At 44.4% G+C, this 15,604-nt stretch carries 16 protein-coding genes and 2 riboswitches; of the genes, 10 read left to right on the top strand and 6 right to left on the bottom strand.

Annotation, left to right across the window (positions count from 1 at the left end):
- Positions 1–15: 15 nt before the first annotated feature.
- Positions 16–450 (bottom strand): IS200/IS605 family transposase, encoded by a 435-nt coding sequence (gene tnpA, locus ACOGW3_RS14405; protein ID WP_419901075.1) that lies wholly within the window; start codon positions 448–450, stop codon positions 16–18.
- A gap of 107 nt (positions 451–557) precedes the next feature.
- On the opposite strand from tnpA, the gene ACOGW3_RS14400 reads away from it, so the two are divergent.
- From ACOGW3_RS14400 to ACOGW3_RS14375, 6 genes are all read left to right on the top strand, one after another.
- A complete protein-coding gene (locus ACOGW3_RS14400; RefSeq protein WP_419904062.1) occupies positions 558–680 on the top strand; it encodes a DUF983 domain-containing protein in 123 nt (40 codons plus the stop codon).
- Entirely contained in the window at positions 673–1,425 is a 753-nt protein-coding gene (locus ACOGW3_RS14395) for an SURF1 family protein (protein ID WP_419903610.1), read from the top strand. The genes ACOGW3_RS14400 and ACOGW3_RS14395 overlap by 8 nt, the downstream gene beginning before the upstream one ends.
- A gap of 50 nt (positions 1,426–1,475) precedes the next feature.
- Entirely contained in the window at positions 1,476–2,969 is a 1,494-nt protein-coding gene (locus ACOGW3_RS14390; protein ID WP_419903609.1) for a carboxypeptidase M32, read from the top strand.
- A 117-nt stretch (positions 2,970–3,086) separates the two neighbouring features.
- A complete protein-coding gene (thrC, locus tag ACOGW3_RS14385) occupies positions 3,087–4,484 on the top strand; it encodes a threonine synthase (protein WP_419903608.1) in 1,398 nt (465 codons plus the stop codon).
- A gap of 3 nt (positions 4,485–4,487) precedes the next feature.
- The gene (locus ACOGW3_RS14380; protein WP_419903607.1) at positions 4,488–5,747 is read left to right on the top strand and encodes a M16 family metallopeptidase; all 1,260 of its coding nucleotides are present in this window, start codon (positions 4,488–4,490) and stop codon (positions 5,745–5,747) included.
- The gene (locus tag ACOGW3_RS14375; protein ID WP_419903606.1) at positions 5,747–6,364 is read left to right on the top strand and encodes a GNAT family N-acetyltransferase; all 618 of its coding nucleotides are present in this window, start codon (positions 5,747–5,749) and stop codon (positions 6,362–6,364) included. The genes ACOGW3_RS14380 and ACOGW3_RS14375 overlap by 1 nt, the downstream gene beginning before the upstream one ends.
- Positions 6,365–6,405: 41 nt before the next feature.
- On the opposite strand, the gene ACOGW3_RS14370 is transcribed toward ACOGW3_RS14375, so the two are convergent.
- A complete protein-coding gene (locus ACOGW3_RS14370; protein WP_419903605.1) occupies positions 6,406–6,978 on the bottom strand; it encodes a YqgE/AlgH family protein in 573 nt (190 codons plus the stop codon).
- Positions 6,979–7,231: 253 nt separating this feature from the next.
- On the opposite strand from ACOGW3_RS14370, the gene ACOGW3_RS14365 reads away from it, so the two are divergent.
- Complete coding sequence (locus tag ACOGW3_RS14365) at positions 7,232–9,364, top strand: protein-disulfide reductase DsbD family protein (protein ID WP_419904061.1); 2,133 nt, start codon at positions 7,232–7,234, stop codon at positions 9,362–9,364.
- Between the two features lie 35 nt (positions 9,365–9,399).
- The gene (locus ACOGW3_RS14360) at positions 9,400–9,882 is read left to right on the top strand and encodes a peroxiredoxin (protein ID WP_419903604.1); all 483 of its coding nucleotides are present in this window, start codon (positions 9,400–9,402) and stop codon (positions 9,880–9,882) included.
- A 49-nt stretch (positions 9,883–9,931) separates the two neighbouring features.
- Here ACOGW3_RS14360 and ACOGW3_RS14355 read toward each other — a convergent pair whose 3' ends face one another.
- Positions 9,932–10,675 carry a DUF1194 domain-containing protein gene (locus tag ACOGW3_RS14355; protein ID WP_419903603.1) on the bottom strand — a complete coding sequence of 248 codons (744 nt, stop codon included), beginning with the start codon at positions 10,673–10,675 and terminating at the stop codon, positions 9,932–9,934.
- Positions 10,676–11,026: 351 nt separating this feature from the next.
- Here ACOGW3_RS14355 and ACOGW3_RS14350 point away from each other — a divergent pair, with 351 nt between their 5' ends.
- Positions 11,027–11,842 carry a flagellin gene (locus ACOGW3_RS14350; RefSeq protein ID WP_419903602.1) on the top strand — a complete coding sequence of 272 codons (816 nt, stop codon included), beginning with the start codon at positions 11,027–11,029 and terminating at the stop codon, positions 11,840–11,842.
- A 48-nt stretch (positions 11,843–11,890) separates the two neighbouring features.
- On the opposite strand, the gene rnhA is transcribed toward ACOGW3_RS14350, so the two are convergent.
- From rnhA to ispH, 3 genes are read right to left on the bottom strand one after another with little or no spacing between them, the layout of a single operon-like run.
- Positions 11,891–12,334 carry a ribonuclease HI gene (gene rnhA / locus ACOGW3_RS14345; protein WP_419903601.1) on the bottom strand — a complete coding sequence of 148 codons (444 nt, stop codon included), beginning with the start codon at positions 12,332–12,334 and terminating at the stop codon, positions 11,891–11,893.
- Entirely contained in the window at positions 12,331–13,296 is a 966-nt protein-coding gene (locus tag ACOGW3_RS14340) for a homoserine kinase (protein WP_419904060.1), read from the bottom strand. Before ACOGW3_RS14340 ends, rnhA begins: the two co-directional genes overlap by 4 nt.
- Before the next feature lie 7 nt (positions 13,297–13,303).
- Complete coding sequence (gene ispH, locus ACOGW3_RS14335) at positions 13,304–14,272, bottom strand: 4-hydroxy-3-methylbut-2-enyl diphosphate reductase (protein ID WP_419903600.1); 969 nt, start codon at positions 14,270–14,272, stop codon at positions 13,304–13,306.
- Between the two features lie 265 nt (positions 14,273–14,537).
- Here ispH and ACOGW3_RS14330 point away from each other — a divergent pair, with 265 nt between their 5' ends.
- Entirely contained in the window at positions 14,538–15,089 is a 552-nt protein-coding gene (locus ACOGW3_RS14330; protein WP_419903599.1) for a hypothetical protein, read from the top strand.
- A gap of 273 nt (positions 15,090–15,362) precedes the next feature.
- Positions 15,363–15,472: riboswitch (glycine riboswitch) on the top strand.
- Positions 15,473–15,567: riboswitch (glycine riboswitch) on the top strand. It abuts the riboswitch before it with no gap.
- Positions 15,568–15,604: the final 37 nt, after the last annotated feature.

Below are 15,604 nucleotides of genomic sequence, written 5' to 3'. Positions count from 1 at the left end.
GAACCGCTAAAGCGGTTATGGATTGAATATATCCATTTGGTCAAAGTACTTATCACGCTCTTCTTGCGTTCTGATATACTCCCTCACCATCTGTTCATCGAGCCCTACAGTTGAGACGAAATATCCACGGGCCCAAAAATTTTCACCCTTGAAATTCCGTGCTTTATTTTTGAATTTTCGAGCTATGGCAATCGCGCTTTTTCCTTTTAGGTATCCAACGACTTTTGAAACAGCATGTTTGGGCGGTATGCTGATACACATGTGAATGTGATCCGGCATCAAATGGCCCTCCTCAATCTTACTTTCGCGATGCCCGGCCAGTTCATGGAAAATTTCACCAAGATACTGACGTAGGTTGCCATAGATAACTTTTTTCCTGCGTTTAGGGATGAAAACCACGTGGTATTTACAATCCCATCTCGTATGTGCAAGGCTTTTGTAATCTCTCATCGGCTAATTCCTTTGTTATTTTGGTCAATAAACAAAGAAATGTAAGACCGTGGGAACGGTCAAACCATTGAGAGTCCCCCGGCATAGCCGGGGGTTTACCGGATTAAATTATATGGCCATTAATCGTAATTGGCGGATCAATCGCTTTGCTCAGACCCTTGAAAGGGCTTATGGTGGCGCTCCAATATCACCATAAAGCAAGCGACTCAGGATCTGTCGATTATGACTAAAGGCACAGCTCGTCAATTTAAGCCAACATTTTGGCCTACTGTATTCTCTCTTTCCGTTATTATTTTGGCCCTGTGTCTGGGGTCTTGGCAGATATATCAGATGGGATGGAAAGAAGATCAAATCTTACTTCGCACCGAACGATCTACTGCCGAGCCTTTTTCTTTTAGTGAGCGCTACTCCGGCGAAGTCGCCAATCCTAAATCCGACGAATTTCTTAACGTCTGGGTTGAAGGTGAATTTCAACACGATAAAGAACTTTATTTGGGCGCACGCTCGCTTGATCGACGGCTGGGGTTGCAGGTTGTAACACCTTTTGTGATGACCGATGGGCGTGAAATTCTGATAAACCGTGGTTTTGTCTTATCAGAATTTAAAGATCCGAGTACTCGTAAAGAAGCACAGATATCTGGACGAGTGAGAATTGAAGGGCTTTTAAGAGTGGGAGGGTGGAAGGGATATGAATTTGTTCGCCCTCAAAATGACTCACAAAAGAATTTTTGGTTTTATGTCGATATTGATGAAATGGATCGCGCCGTAAATTTAAACAACCCAGTGAAGAGTGTTTATTTGGATGCTGGACCAGCTGTTAATCCTGGTGGGTACCCCCTTGGTGGCCAAACGAGAATTGAATTGGTTAATAATCATCTGACCTATGTCATCACTTGGTATTCAATGGCATTGATTCTTGCCGTGATTTATTTCATTTTTCATTATCGTCCCGTTGAGAAACCTGAAGACGAATAATCAGTTTTTAGGTACAGCTTAGAATAGGCCATAAACTTTTGGATTTAGAGATGTCATCTTATCTTGCTCTTGAAAAAAAATTCCGCCGTATGAATGCTATTGGTGAAGCGAGTGGTGTATTGGGCTGGGACATGTCCACGGTAATGCCATCCGGTGGCGCAGAGGCTCGTATGGAGCAGCTTGCTGCGTTAAGCGGTGTCCGGCATGAAATTCTTACAAGTGCAGAGATGGAAGATCTCTTTGGGGAAGCCCTTAATAAAAAAGGTGAACTTGGGAGTTGGCAACTCGCTAATTTGCGGGAAATGCAAAGAATTTGGCGTCACGCTACCGCACTAGAAAGTGATTTTGTTGAAACGCAAACTAAGGTTGGTAAGCGCTGTGAGATGATCTGGCGTGAAGCCCGCCCAAACAATGATTTTGCCTCAATTTTACCTTCCTTAAAGGAAGTGCTTAACCTAACCCGTCAGGAAGCTGCGATTAAGGCTGAGTTATTCGAATGCGATACTTACGACGCATTACTTGATCATTTTGAACCCGGTGGTAAATCAATTCGTATCGATGCAATTTTCGATGATCTCGCTGCTTTCCTGCCTGATTTTACACAGGCGGTTATCGAAAAGCAGGCGTCTGAACCCGAAGCTGTCATGCCTGATGGTCCGTATTCTCTTTCCGATCAGGAAAAGTTGGGTCGTGAGATGATCAAAGCTGTCGGGTTTGATTTTAATCACGGTCGGCTGGATGTCAGCTTGCATCCCTTTTGTGGTGGCGTGCCAGATGATGTTCGTATCACGACACGTTATGACGAGTCCGATTTCATGACCTCTCTTATGGGGGTTCTCCATGAGACAGGTCACGCTATGTACGAGCGCAACTTGCCCAAGGATTGGCGATTACAGCCTGTTGGATCTGCACGTGGCATGACGATGCATGAAAGCCAATCTTTGATTATTGAAATGCAGGCAAGCCGTAGCGAGGAATTTATTTCTTTTGTTGCTGAAAAAGCAAAGGCTGCCTTTAACGGCCAAGGGTCTTCCTGGTCCCCTGAAAACATGCAGCGGATCTATAATAAAGTTAAGCCAGATTATATTCGCGTTGACGCGGATGAGGTGACTTATCCAGCGCATGTGATATTGCGGTACCGTCTTGAGAAAGAATTGATCAAGGGCTCGATGGAGCTGGAGGACCTTCCCGAAGCCTGGGGGGATGGTCTTGAGAAATTATTAGGCATTCGGCCACCAAACGATACATTGGGCTGTTTACAGGATATCCACTGGTATGATGGGGCCTGGGGTTACTTCCCGACGTATACGCTTGGCGCAATGTCCGCAGCACAGCTTTTCTCAGCTGCAAAGAGGGCTGTTCCTGAAATACCGGAAGCCCTAGGTAGAGGCGATTTCTCACCTTTGATGGGGTGGCTCAATGAAAATGTGCATGCTTGGGGATCTTTCCTGTCGACAGATGAATTGCTGACAAGAGTAACTGGTCATCCGCTCGATCCACAGGTATTTAAAGCACATCTAAAAGCACGTTATTTGGATTCGTAAAAGAGTCCTTTTGTTCTATATAGCATCTGACTTGCCGCTTGTTAGAGGGCACAGTAAAGTTGCTGACTTGAATTGATAGTTACGAAATTCGTTACAAAAGTGACGGTCTAGGAAATCATGAAATACATCAGTACCCGTGGGCAGGCAGATGCCCTTAATTTCGATGAGGTTCTTTTGGCAGGTCTTGCCAGAGATGGTGGCCTTTATCTTCCCGAAACCTGGCCTGAATTTTCAGCTGATGAAATTCGGGATATGGCTGGTAAACCCTATCCCGAGATCGTATTCAGGGTTGTTAAGCCATTCGTTGATGGGGTGATTCCAGACGAAGATCTTAAAGCCATTATTGAAGATAGCTATGCTGAATTCCGTCACACGGCAGTCGCGCCTCTAAAACAGATTAACGGGCGCGTATGGGTGATGGAATTATTCCATGGTCCCACTTTGGCATTTAAGGATTTTGCTCTGCAAATGCTCGGCAGATTGTTTGATTATGTACTCAAACAACGCGGGGAGCGGATAACAATTGTTGGAGCAACATCTGGTGATACAGGGTCCGCCGCTATCGAAGCCTGCCGGGATCGTGACCAGATCGACATCTATATCCTGCATCCACATGGGCGGGTTTCAGAAGTTCAACGCAGACAGATGACAACCGTTACTTCGCATAATGTCATTAATGTTGCTCTCGAAGGCACCTTTGATGATTGCCAAGACCATGTGAAGGCAATGTTCAATGATCAAAACTTTAGGGACACTGTTAATTTATCTGCTGTGAATTCGATCAACTGGGCCAGGATCATGTCTCAGATTGCCTATTATTTTGCTGCGGGTGTTGCTCTGGGTGCTCCCGATCGTCCGATCGGATTTTCTGTTCCCACAGGTAATTTTGGCAATGTATTCGCAGCCTATGCCGCGGGCCGAATGGGATTACCTGTTTCTCAACTTGTTGTCGGTTCAAACAGAAACGATATTTTGACACGGTTCTTCCAAACCGGATCTATGACCATGAACCCGGTAGAGCCGAGCCTTTCACCTTCTATGGATATTCAAGTTTCGAGTAATTTTGAACGGTTGCTTTTTGATCTATTAGATCGCGATGGGGAGGCGGTCGAAATTGCTTTGAACGCGTTTCGTAATGATGGAAATTTTGATCTTGAGCCTACGCGCCATCAACGTGCGATGCGCTTGTTTGATGCATATCGTTTGGATGATGACCAAACACTTTCTGAAATCAAGAAATACCACAAACAAACCGGTGAGCTGTTTGACCCCCACTCAGTGATTGCGGTTGCTGCCGCCGAAGCGAAAATACGTGATGACGTTCCTGCAATGGTTTGTATGGCAACCGCCCATCCTGCAAAGTTCCCGGATGCCGTTCACAAAGCTTCAGGCATTACCCCAGAGCTTCCCGAACATATGTCAGATTTGTTTGATCGGGAAGAAAAGTACACCGTCATGGACAATGATTTGAACAAGTTAAAAGAAATGGTCTTATCCCGCCGGAGAAACAGTTAACTTATGACAATTGAAATCTCTACTCTATCCAATGGATTACGAGTTGCGACCGATAAACAGGATTCAGTTGAATCTGTTTCTCTTGGTGCCTGGATAGGTGTTGGTGCTCGGAATGAGCAAGCTGAAGTTAACGGCGTTGCTCATTTGTTAGAGCATATGGTTTTCAAGGGGACTGAAAAGCGCTCCGCCTACGATATCGCGGAAGAGATCGAGGCAGTCGGCGGCCAATTAAACGCCTATACCTCTCGTGAAAATACAGCCTTTTATGCCAAGGTTCTATCAGACGATGTTCCCCTCGCTTTGGACACGGTAGCAGATATTCTCCAAAGGCCCCTGTTTGATGAGGAGGAGCTCCAAAAGGAACGTCATGTTGTCCTTCAGGAGTTAGGCCAGGCCAACGATACACCTGATGACATTATTTTTGATCACTTTCAAGAAACTGCCTATAGCTCTCAATCTCTTGGGCGCCCGGTTCTCGGCAGAAGTGAAGTTGTCAGTCAGCTCTCTTCGACGGATCTGAGAAGCTATCTGTCCAGTAACTATGGTAGCGATACGATGGTTGTCTGTGCTTCGGGGAAAGTTGAACATAGTGAGTTTGTAAAACTGGCAGAAGATCAATTTGGTGGTCTTCAAAAGATTGGCCCAAAAGTGCTGGAACCTGCAAGCTATATTGGCGGAGATTTCCGCGAAGAACGGGATCTGGAACAGGTTCACTTTTTGCTTGGCTTTAAGGGCACTGATTATCTCAATCAGGATTATTATGCTTCGAATGTTCTCTCTACCCTTTTTGGTGGCGGGATGTCGTCTCGGTTATTCCAGGAGATAAGAGAGAAGCGCGGGCTGGTTTATACAATTTATTCTTTTGCTTCCAGTTTTATGGATAATGGCCTTTTTGGTATTTATGCAGGTACTGGCGAAAAAGAGATCGCTGAATTGGTTCCGGTTGTTTCTGACATGATGCTGGAGTTAACAGATTCAATTACAGAAGAAGAAGTCGTCAGGGCAAGAACGCAGCTAAAGGCCTCTATATTAATGGGCCGAGAGAGCACGGGCGTTCGATGTGAACAGCTTGCCCAACAACTTTTGATCTTCAATCGTTCTATTCCCGTAGAGGAAACCGTGGCAAAGATTGATGCTGTCGACGTGAATACCGTGCAGGATTTTGCTAAAGAGATGTTGAAGAGCCCGATGACAATGGCAGCTTTAGGCCCGCTTAAAAATCTGGAGAGTAATGATCTGCTGGAAAAGAGGTTCGTGGCCTGATGTTACTAAGTGGGATGGGCCATTGGGATATGCGCAGGCTTCGCTTGACGAATGAGCGCGTATACTTGCGTGCACCCCAGACAGGTGACTGGAAAGAGTGGGCAGAACTCCGACGTATGAGCAGAAGTTTTTTGACGCCCTGGGAGCCCACTTGGTCTCAAGATAACCTTAGTAAGCCGTCCTATAAGGAAAAGCTCCGTGTTTACAGGATGGATTGGCGGCATGATGCCAGCTATACATTTTATGCCTTTTCCCGAGTTGATGATCGGCTGCTGGGGGGAATAACTCTGGGTAATGTCCGCCGGGGTGCCGCACACATGGGAACCATCGGTTATTGGATGGGCGAAGTTCATGCGGGTAAAGGTTACATGACAGAGATTTTATCTACCCTTATCGATTATGCCTTTGAAGAGCTTGGCCTCCACCGTTTGGAAGCCGCTTGTTTGGAGCATAATGATTCAAGTAAAGCGGTTTTGTGTAAGGTTGGGTTTAAGGAAGAGGGGCATGCGCGAGGATATCTAAGGATTAATGGTATGTGGCAAGATCATATTACCTTTGCGCTCTTGCAAAGTGATCCTAGATTGTCTCGTAAGGGCTGGGTTAAAGGTCGTATTTAATTACGATCTATTGAAGTTATAAATTTTATAATATGTGAGGTTCAGGCGTGCGCTGATTCTGATGATAACAAATTGGGATCAATCCCAATTTTCGACATCGCTAAATCCCATTTATTTATCAGGTCCGATCCGAAGAGAATATCTTCGTCATGATCGGCGATTAACCAACCATTTTGATGTAGTTCTTCAGTGAGTTGTCCGGGTCCCCAACCTGCGTAGCCAAGGGCTAATAGGCTTTTGTTCGGTCCTTCATTGTTCGCGATATCATTGAGAATATCTAAAGTCGCAGTCATGGCAATTGTTCCTGCGACAAGCATTGTACTGTCTTGCTGATATTCACTGCTATGTAAGACAAAGCCACGTCCGCACTCTACGGGGCCGCCAAAATGGACACGGATTTGAGATGCCGCATCAGTCTTCTTAATTCCCAATTGTTCAAGAAGATCTACAAATGTAAGGCTTTCAATAAGTTGATTGACGACAAGGCCCATCGCACCATCTTCGTTGTGGGCGCAGACATAAATTACTGATCGCGAAAACCGAGGGTCAGTCATTTGGGGCATGGCGATAAGTAACTTTCCGGTCAAAAAGCCGTTACCTTGTGAACTTGTCATTGTAATTTCGTACCTCCTGAGCAGATATAGGAGAGAAAAATATGCGCAATTTAGGCAATGATCGCTGTTCTATGTACAACTCCTACTTAATTTGGAGAGGTCATTCCGTCGCATAGCTATAATTATTATATAGTATATAGGTTTATACTTTAAGAATTACAAAAGATTGAAACAGAATCTGAATTCAATTTTATTTGCGAATATCAGATTGAGTAGATCAGGAATTTTGGAACGAGTGGGGTTGCCCGTGGGAATGACAGTGGGATTATCTGTGGAATTATACGGCAGGATAAGTAGAAAATTATCCCAGGCTGTGACCCTTTGCTTGGTATTTATCACAGCACTCGTCACGTTTTCTGGCTTTGCATCGGCATCCTTTACTCCTTGGTCTGAGACGGATTTCTCCCGGGTCCGTTTGTTATCGGGACAAGAGACCCTTGGTGAACAAGGTGAAGTGATGCTCGGGCTTCAGTTCGAGCTTGAAGAGGGGTGGAAAACTTATTGGCGTACTCCTGGGGATGCAGGGTTTCCCGTTTCCTTGGAACTTGAAGGAAGTGAAAACCTGGCTTCTTGGGAATTTTTCTGGCCGGTACCGCATCGTTTTACTCTCTTTGGCCTGGAAACTTTCGGATACAGTAAGGAAGTTGTATTTCCCTTTAAGGTGAAAGCAAAAGACCCATCCAAGGATACATATATCAAAGGACAGGTGAGTTATCTTCTTTGCCAGGAGATCTGTATTCCCTTTGATGCTGAAGTGGAGATGCGTATCCCAGCGGGGGAGGCATTCCCGTCATTAGAAGAGGGGATAGTTTCAGCTTATGTACGTCAAGTTCCAGGGCTTGGGGCCGAAGAGGGCTTAAATATTAAAAGTTCAGTGCTTCGCGGAGAAGGAGAAACACTTGAACTTGTTGTTACTGCATCAACCAAGAACACGCCTTTTAAATCCCCTGATTTAATTGTCGAGGGGCCCCCTGGGTTTTCGTTCTCCAAACCTGAAATTCAAACAAGTGATAATTCTTTAAGCGCAGAGTTTGTAATTCCCGTTACAACTGCAAAAGAAAGTAAAGGCGTTCTTGAGGGCAAGCTAGTAACACTTTCATTGGTCGATGGTGTTCGAGGATTTGAAGTCGAAAAAATTGCGCAATTTGGCTCTGTAGCCGGCTTTAGCAGCTCTAGCCCAAGCGAGTTATTGACAATATTAGCTATTGCCTTGTTGGGTGGTTTTATTCTCAATCTTATGCCCTGCGTGCTTCCTGTTTTGTCCTTAAAATTGCTTTCTGTAATCAAACACGAGGGGAAAGACGGGAAGGAACTCAGAACGAGTTTTCTTGCCATAAGCCTAGGTATCATTACGTCTTTTTGGTTATTGGCTAGTCTCGCTATTGGCTTAAAGGCTGCGGGTGTTTCTGTCGGTTGGGGGATTCAATTTCAGCAACCCTTATTCCTCATCGCAATGGGGGGGATAGTAACCTTATTTGCAGCAAATCTTTTTGGCTGGTTCGAAGTATTTGCCCCTGCCGCGTTTACCGATAAAGCAATCACAGTAACTGATCGCAAAGGTAACTCTGGAGATTTTCTCAAGGGAATGTTCGCAACTCTGTTGGCAACCCCTTGTTCGGCACCATTCTTGGGAACAGCTGTCGGTTTTGCCTTGGCAAGAGGGACGCTTGAAATTTTTGGAATATTCACCTTCTTAGGTATCGGGATGTCGATCCCCTATCTTCTTGTCGCTGTAAAGCCAGAGCTTGCGAGTGTACTCCCAAAACCTGGTAAGTGGATGGTATGGCTGAAAGTCGTGTTGGGTTTGATGTTGTTGGGTACGACTGTTTGGCTCTTAAGCGTTCTTTATGTCCAAGTCGGAATGGTTGCGACGATGGCTGTTGCAATTCTTTTGCTTATTGGCCTGATCGTATTAGCCATGCAAAAGGTATCGATGTTCCACCGGATAACTCTTGTGGGCATTCTGGCTCTTCTTTCGATGGTTGTTCCTTATGGTTTAGCTGAGGCTCCACAACAAACATTAAGATCAGAAGTATGGCAGGATTTTAACGAGGCAGATATCGCCAGTCATGTTCGTTTGGGTAAGGTCGTTTTTGTCGATGTTACGGCTGACTGGTGCATTACATGTCAGGTAAACAAAAAACTCGTTCTTGATACAGATGAAATCCAGTCTCGCCTGACGGAGGACAAGGTGGTTCCCATGCTGGCAGATTGGACCCTGCCAAGTGAAGAAATAACGGCCTATCTGAAACGATATGATCGATATGGTATCCCCTTCAATATAGTCTATGGACCCGGTGCACCCGAGGGGATTATTCTCTCTGAACTGCTTACTCTTGATCAGACAAAAAAGGCTTTTGATCAGGCTGCTTCTCTGCAACAGTAAATCAAATTTAATTATATCTTTTAGGATCTTCAAAAATGACAATTGCTGTTGGGGATAGGGTGTCCTCTGTTTCTGTTTGGAATAAAGACGCTGATGGCGTGAATAAGTTGAATTTTGCCGAATTTTGTGCCGGTAAAACCATTGCTCTTTTTTCTGTACCAGGAGCCTATACGCCGACGTGTCAGGAAAAACATTTCCCGAGTTTTAAATCAAACGCTCAATCGTTCAAAAACAAAGGCGTCGATGTTATCGCCTGTATGTCAGTAAACGATCCTTTTGTTATGCAGGCCTGGGGAGAACTCTTGGATACAGAAGGTGATATTTTTATGATTGCAGATGCTGATTGTGAACTTGCCCGTTCTTTCGGGCTGACCATTGATGCATCTGGTGCCGGGCTAGGAACGCGATCTGCACGATTCTCGATGTTGATTAAAGATGGTGCAGTGACAGCCCTTCATACAGAAGATGCAGGTGGGTACGAGTTTTCCAGTGCCGAAGTTCTTTTAAAAGATTTGTAATGAATAAGCGCCTGAGGAAAAGAAAAACCCCTTTCTTGTCTTCAGGTGTTTATTTTAGGGTTGGCCACGGATGTTGGTTACTTGCAATGGGAAGGTTTCCAATCTCCCGGATCAGTTTTTCCAGCATGGCACGTTTATAATCGCTGTAAGAATTTGCTTTGATTACAAAGCTGCCATATCCACCAATGACTTCTTTTTTAAAATAGTAATGCAGTGATGGAATTTCATCTGTGATTGCAAGGCCATTAATTGTGATCCCCCTAGAGTTGGCAACATCTCTCAAAAAATGTGGGGGGACGCCATCATTATTTCGTCCATACCCCGAAATGTCCAAGACCTGGCGATTACTTTGAAATGGGCTTGTTGCAAATAAATGCATTGATTTCGCAATAACTGCAGAGATAGAAGTCGATCCAATTGGAACTGCTCGAGGGAGTTGTTCGATCTCGGTCGCAAGCTCCTCTAAAGAAGCGCTGGAACCGATGACAGACCAGGGAAGTATGACGGATTGATTTGATGTATTGGACCACTGGACTAGAGTAATTCCAATGCGTTGATGTTTGCCAATTTTTACCGCGTCATGAATTTCAGGGGATCGCAGGGCATAAGCGATACCTTCCATCTGCATGGTATATTCAGTTTGATCTACGCTGTAAGAGCAATCTATAGCGAGTATTAATTCCAAATCTACATTTAATTGCGCAGCTGCATGGGTGGACAAGGAGCAGGGGAGCGCAAGCATAAGGAAAGAAAATACGAACTTGATCTTCTTTTTGGTAGTGATCTTTGGCATGAACTTTCCCGATCTTTAACTGAAACACTAAGAGTTTTAGTTTAAAAATAAGAAATTCAGTATGTAGTAAATTGATTAATACACAACTTGTAGTTGGTTTTGATTCTCGTTCGCCAGATAGTCGAAATGACTTTTTATTCGCTATTTGGGCCCTGTTTTCACATGAAAACAAAATGCTTAGCGAGAAATGAAAAAAATATTGAGAACTTTGAAATAAAATTAATTAAAATTTAAATCTATTTGAAAGTGTAAATAATTGATTTTTTCTCATAATCGCGTATTATGTACAACAAGTATTGGTGCAGTGCGCAGGTATGCGCGTAACACTCTCTAAGTATTGGAGACGGTCAAATGCCTACCGTTAATGGCGCGTCGTTTGGTGCGGCGTCGTTGCAGAACACACGTTTGCAACAAACTAACATCAATAAATTAGCAAGCGGATCTAACATTCCAAGAGCTTCTGATGCAGCGGCTTCTCTAGCGATATCTACCGTATTACAAGCTGATACTGTTGTTCTTAATCAGAACGCAGCAACTGCCGCTCAAGGCGGGAGTATCGGACAAATCGCTGATGGAGGTCTTCAACGGATCTCTGATGGTTTGATCAGACTAAAAGAGCTTGCTGTACAAGCTTTATCCGGAAGCCAGGACCCTGCTAGTCTATCAGCTATTAATGCTGAGTTTGTTCAAATTCGGGATGAGATTACCCAAATAGCAGAGCAAACTAAGTTTAATGGCCAGGGCCTGTTGGACAATACCAATAACCAAAATTTCCTTGTTGGCACAGATCCGGGTGACGCAATATCTCTTGATAATGTGGATGCGACGGGCGCGGCCCTTGGAATTTCTGGTCTTACAGTTGATACAGTTGCCAATGCGACGGCCGCTGTTGGGGCTATTGATACTGCGATTACAACAGTCAGTGGTTTTCGAGCTGAACTCGGGGCTTCTATTTCTCTATTTGAGGTCGCGGGTGAAAATATCGCCAGTCAAATTGAGAATGTTGCAGCAGCAAATTCTGCTCTTGCAGATGCTGATGTAGCAGCTAAGGTAACCAGTCTTGTGACTTCTAAGGTTTTAAACGAAGTTCAACTTGCTGTGCAGGCCCAAGCAAACAAGGATCCTCAGGCTCTACTGAGAATTCTGGAAAACCCAAAAGGGTCTTAATCGTGAGGGGCTAAAACAGCCCTTTTCGAAAGGTTTTATGGAATGGCCTTATTTATAAGAAGCCATGCCTTGGCGTGCGAGCTCATCTGCACGCTCATTTTCTGGATGACCAGCGTGTCCCTTGACCCACCGCCATTCTACATCGTGAATTTTTAAGGCTTCGACAAGCTGCTTCCATAGCTCGACATTCTTCACGGGCTTTTTATTGGCTGTTTTCCAGCCATTTTTTTGCCAGTTAAATATCCATTTGGTGATACCGTCTTTTACATAAACACTATCTGTCGTCAGTATGACGTAAGCAGGCTTTTTGAGCGCATTTAACGCTGATATAGCTCCCTGAAGTTCCATGCGATTATTTGTTGTTTCTGCTTCTCCCCCACAGAGCTCTTTTTCATTATCTTTGTAGAGCATAAGAGCGCCCCAACCGCCTGGGCCGGGGTTACCAGAACAGGCGCCATCAGTATAAATATTTACTGGCGTTTTATTGTTCATAAAGAGATCCCATAATCTGAAACGTTTTTAACTGACTGATGAAATTTTAATTTGTTGAGGTATTCCAGCGGATCTTTTGGTTTAACAAAAGCCCCTTCAGGATGATTTATCCAATCATACAATCGTGTCAGTAAAAAGCGTAAGGAAGCGCCACGAGCAAGAATTGGGAGTGCTTTAAGTTCTGATTCTGAAAGGGGGCGAACCTCTTGGTAAGCTTTAATAAGTAATTGTGCTTTGGTGATATTGAAGGAATTGTCTAATTCAAAACACCATGCGTTTAGGCAAATAGCGATTTCATAAGCGAGCAGGTCATTACAGGCAAAATAGAAGTCGATTACACCTGATAATTTTTCATGGATAAAAAAGACGTTATCCTGGAACATATCCGCATGAATAACACCTTTGGGTAGGTTTGCGGGCCAGTTAGCGGCAAGAAAATTAAATTCATCCTGAAGCGTCTTGGTCAATCCTGACTTGACTTGTTCTCCTTTGTCTTCACAGGCTTTCAGAACTTCCTTCCAACCATTAACTGACAGAGAGTTCGGTCTTTCAATTTTGAAATCTTGTCCAGCAAGATGCATTTCAGCCATTGTGCGGCCGAGTGCTCGACAGTGGTATGGTTGAATGCGTCGGGGCCACATGCCTTCAAGAAATGCTGTTATAGCAGCAGGCCGACCACAGAGTTCACGTAAATTATTACCATCTTTCCCGGGAATGGGAACCGGGCATGAGATTCCCTTTGCCGCGAGATGCTGCATGTAACCTAAGAAAAAAGGCAGATCAGCTTTTTCGACACGCTTTTCATAAAGAGTGAGGATATAGAATCCCTGGGTTGTATGAAGAATGTAGTTAGAGTTTTCAACTCCTTCGGCGATCCCTTTGAGGGAAAGAACATCGCCGATATCATATTCAGTGATAAAGGCTTCGACTTCATCGTCGGGAACTTCTGTATATACGGCCATTGATGTCTCAGTGAATTTCTTTGTTTGCTGTAGTGTCCAACAGGGTCTTGGGAACTCTAAAGACCACATTTTCATCGCGGATATTAATTTCTTCAATGGTTACATCAAAGTGTTCATTGCAGGCCGCGATTACTTCTTCAACTAATATTTCCGGTGCAGAAGCTCCTGCTGTAATGCCAAGGGTGCTTACCCCGGATAACTGATCCCACTTAATGTCAACAGCGCGTTGAACGAGCGCTGATTTTTCACAGCCCTGTTTGAAGGCGACTTCCACCAATCTTTTCGAGTTAGACGAATTAGGAGCGCCAATGACAAGGAGGGCATCACAACGTTTGGCAATTGCCTTTACCGCTTCTTGCCTATTTGTTGTGGCGTAGCAAATGTCTTCTTTTTTCGGCTCCAGCATGTTGGGAAACCTGCGCAACAGTACCTTTACAATGGATGCAGTGTCATCGACAGAGAGAGTTGTTTGTGTGACGTAAGCTAGATTTTCGGGATCTGGGACTTCTAGCTGTTCTGCATCTTGTTCGGTTTCGACCAGAACAATAGAGCCTTCATCGATTTGCCCCATAGTTCCAATAACCTCAGGGTGTCCGGCATGACCAATAAGGATAACTTGCCTTCCATCTTTTTCGTGTCGTTCGGCTTCTCTATGGACCTTACTCACGAGCGGACAAGTGGCATCAAAATATAGGAGTTCACGCGCTTGAGCGGCCGCAGGTACAGATTTCGGAACCCCGTGGGCTGAAAAAATTACAGGCAGCCCTTCTGGCACTTCATCGATCTCTTGAACAAAAATTGCTCCTTTTTGTTCTAAGTTCTCCACGACATACCGATTATGGACAATCTCGTGTCGTACATAAACGGGTGCACCATGTTTGACTAAAGCGCGTTCAACAATTTCAATTGCCCGATCTACGCCAGCGCAAAAACCTCTTGGGCTTGCGAGTAAAACGGTAAGAGTTGGTTTCGTCATGAAGCTTATCCATATTTTGCCAAGAGAATAGCTCATCTTGATTCTGGGCCAAACTAATACACAGCTCAAGGCTAGAAAAGCCTTAAAGACAGCAAGAGTTGCCTTAGTGTAAAAAAAACAAGCATGCGTTCATGCTTTGCAACGATACAAATAGTCGTTAAAGTTGCCGCGAATCATTCACGAAGCTTTTCGATATAGCTACGATGAGTAGGAAAGAGGCCGGCATATTATTGCCCCCGGTTTTAAATATGGGATTAAAATGTTTATGGGTCGTTTAACGAATTGGTCAGTATCGCGTCTGTTATCTATGCCTTCTTTGGCTGTAGTTACATTGTTCGGGCTTGCTGGCTGTGGAATAATCGAACCAGAAAAAGCCCCGCCAGCTTGCCCTGAAATTATTGTTCTTAAAGAAGCGCAAGAAATGACCCGTTTCCAGGGTAACGGCCGTGATTTAACCGATGTAACCTTTGAGGCCTCGATCAATAATTTTGTCGGCGGCTGTAAGCTGGATGAAGAGACTGGCAGACTGCACAATCAAGTTGTGGTGCGGTTTGAACTTAATCAGGGACCTGCGAGCGATGGTGGGGCCCAGTTTAATTATTTTGTTGCTGTTGCAACACAAGATCGCAAGATTTTATCCAGAGAATCTTTCTCGCTTGTTGCTCCTTTCGAGGGTAACAGGACTTCGGTCGCAATTGTTGATAATATTTATCCTTCAATTACATTGGGGCGCGGGGATACGGGTGAAGATTACATAATCTTTATTGGTTTTGAGCTTTCTCGAAGTGAGCTTTATTACAATAGAACCAAGCTATAAACAGACGGTTCTTTTCCAAATATAAGTGCTTATCAAAGTCGATTGTGGGACGGTTTTTCTGTGGGCACGAATCTACCTAAGTTGATTTGTTTCCGATCGTGTCATTTCTAAAAGCCGGTTCTTTTTTAATTTCCTTTAGGAAATAAGTGTTTGTAATCAAATGAGACTTGTCGCGATCACTTAAAATTGTGTCGTGTGTAGTTGACTTTTCTTCAGAACAGCGTAAACCAATAGAAATCAACTTGTAGTGATACAATTTGATAACTTGCCGTAATACCTCTCGCGGGAGAGTCTATTAAAAAGTTTCTTACAGGAAATTTTTAAATGGCGCCGAAGGAGCAACCGCCCCGGAAACTCTCAGGCACACGGACCGCAGAGGCAGGCAACTCTGGAAAGCTTTGCATCACGTAAAGCACCGACGGAGTAAGCAAAGGACATTTTTCTTTGTGAATCTCTCAGGTTCGAAGACAGAGGGGGATGCGATAGTCAGTTGACTATTGTGTTTTGTCCTTTGT

It is taken from the genome of Kiloniella sp. (assembly GCF_965205715.1).
Lineage (GTDB): Bacteria > Pseudomonadota > Alphaproteobacteria > Kiloniellales > Kiloniellaceae > Kiloniella.
This window is presented reverse-complemented; position numbering and strand designations above follow the sequence as displayed.